Here is a 2,316-nt window from a genome sequence, read left to right on the forward strand (position 1 = left end):
GCCGGTAGGCCAGGTGCCCGCCGAGCGCGGCGGCGGCTGAGACGGCGGTCGCCCCGGCCAGACCGAGCGGGGTGTGTCCGGGAGCCGGTCCGGGCAGGCGTGCGAGAGGGGCCGTAAGCCCGACCGTGACCGGAGAACGGGGTCGGCGCCGTCCCTCTGTGGCGGCGGGAGCGGCAGGGCGCAGCGCCGTCGGGCCCTGGCTCAGGAGACCGTGGTGGCGCCGTCGGGCCGCGCCGAGACCGTTTTTCAGGACAGGGCGGCCTGGCGGAGCGCGGTGACCAGCTCAGTGAGTTCGTGTGATGGTGTGCGGCATGCCGCTGTCGGAGCAATCGGGGCACAAGGGCCGTCCGGTCGTCACGCTGTCCCTGTTGATCACGCTCCGGAGCAGGGACCACCGCTGCACGGGGCGCGTGATCCAGCACCCCGAAGCCTCACCTCAAGCCGTCCCATCGGGAGACAGCAGTGATCAGACACCGTGCCCCAGGACATCCCGTCGCCGAGGGAGAGGCAGGCGCCCAGGCCCGTGCGCGGTGGTGGCGGGCCGGGGTCGTGGCAGGGGTGTGCGTGGCGCTGGCCGGGACCGGGCTGAGCCCCGCGACCGCCGCGGCCACGGGGTCCGCGCCGGCCACCGCCCCGGTGCGGACCCGGGGAGCCGACCCGGTGGTCACCTTCGGCTTCACCGGTGCCCCGCAGAGCCTCACCATCCCGGCCCAGGCGGTGGTCACGATCACCGCCGACGGCGCGGGCGGTGCCGACAACGCCGGCACCTCCTGTTCCGTCACGGGGACGGGCGGGACGGGGGCGCGGGTCGTCACCACTCTCCCGCAGACCACCGCGCCGACGACGGTCACCGTCAACGTCGGCGGCACGGGCGGCAAGGGCTGCAACGGCACGGGTTCGGGGGGTGCCGGCGGGTTCAACGGCGGCGCTCCGGGTGGGGGCATCTCGGCCACCGGGTTCGGAGCGGAAGGGCCGGGCGGGGGCGGGGCTTCCAGCGTCAGCGTGGGCTCCTTCCTGGTGGTCGCCGGGGGCGGCGGAGCCGCCGGGGGCACCGGGAGCGGCCTGACGGGCGGCAACGGCGGCAACGGCGGGACGACGCCCGATGCCACCGGCGGCACCACGGGAAGCGCCACCAGCCCCGGGGCCGCGGCGGGGCACGGCGGGGGCGGCGGCAGCACCAGCACGACCACGGGTGGTGCGGGCGGGGCCGCCGGCACCGTCCCGTCCTGTATCGCCACACCGGGTGGGCCGGGAGGCGGGTTCGCCGGTACCACGATCGGCACCGGCGGCGCCGGCGGAGCGATCGACGGCGGCTGTGCCGCCACTGCCACCGGTGCGGGCGGGGGCGGTGGCGGCGGGTACTTCGCCGGCGGGGGCGGCGGCAGCGGTGCCGTCAACAGAACCGGCACGGAGGCGAGCGGCGGCGGTGGCGGTGGGGGAAGCAGCTTCGCGGCCCCGTCGGGCACCGGGACGTCCTATGCGGCCTCGACGATCGGGACGGCGAACCACAACGGCCAGGTGGTCATCAGCTACACCGTGGGCAAGCCGATCACCACGACGCTGACCGCGCTGCCCCAGCGCACCCGGACCGGCTCGCCGGTCGTGCTCAGCGACATCGTCTGCCCCGGCGCGGGCTCCACGACCAGGCCCACCGGAACCGTCACGTTCACCGACACCACCACCGGGACGACCCTCGGCACGGGACGCCTGATCCTCTCCCTCGGCACCTGCGCCGCCGGCGGGACGGTCGCCGCCTTCCGCACCGCGGGCACCCACACCATCACCGCCGTCTACAGCGGTGACTCGGTGTACCAGGACAACAGTGCCGACCCCGAGACCATCACCGTGACGGTGGACCCCTGATCAGAACGCCGCGGCAGCACCGAGGGGCACACCCTCGTCAACCGCAACGAGCACTGCTGCCGGCCCAGATGACAGTGTGACACCAGGCGGGGCCCGCGAGGACGAATCGCGGGCCCCGCCTCCATCGCGCCCGGGGCCCGGAAGGACAACAGCTTTTCAGTCTGCGGCCGAGCCGGTCGGAAGACCATGACAACTATCAGCCCCTACCGGTACCCGGTGTGCCACGACGAGACTCGCCATCACCCGGACCGCGGAGGCATCACGGTCCGGGCTCGTACCGACCACCGGCCGGTGCGAATCCCACCCTCGCTGCGCGTCCCGCGCACTCGATCTCCCAGGAGACGACCCGAAATGAGTGTCCTCAAGCTCCAGAACATCGAGGCCCGCGTCAAGATGAGCGCCGTGGCAGTCCTCAGCCTGACGAGCAGCAGCAGCGCCTGCTGCAAGCCCAGC

General features: G+C 74.3%; 2 protein-coding genes. Both read left to right on the forward strand.

The features are described 5' to 3' along the window. The first annotated feature begins 564 nt into the window (after positions 1–564). Entirely contained in the window at positions 565–1,863 is a 1,299-nt protein-coding gene (locus ACWDCZ_RS40500) for an Ig-like domain repeat protein (RefSeq protein ID WP_449818610.1), read from the forward strand. A gap of 351 nt (positions 1,864–2,214) precedes the next feature. Beyond that, the coding region (locus tag ACWDCZ_RS40505; protein ID WP_449818611.1) for a class III lanthipeptide at positions 2,215–2,316 on the forward strand (102 nt) is incomplete at its 3' end.

This window comes from Kitasatospora sp. NPDC001225, from assembly GCF_053597855.1.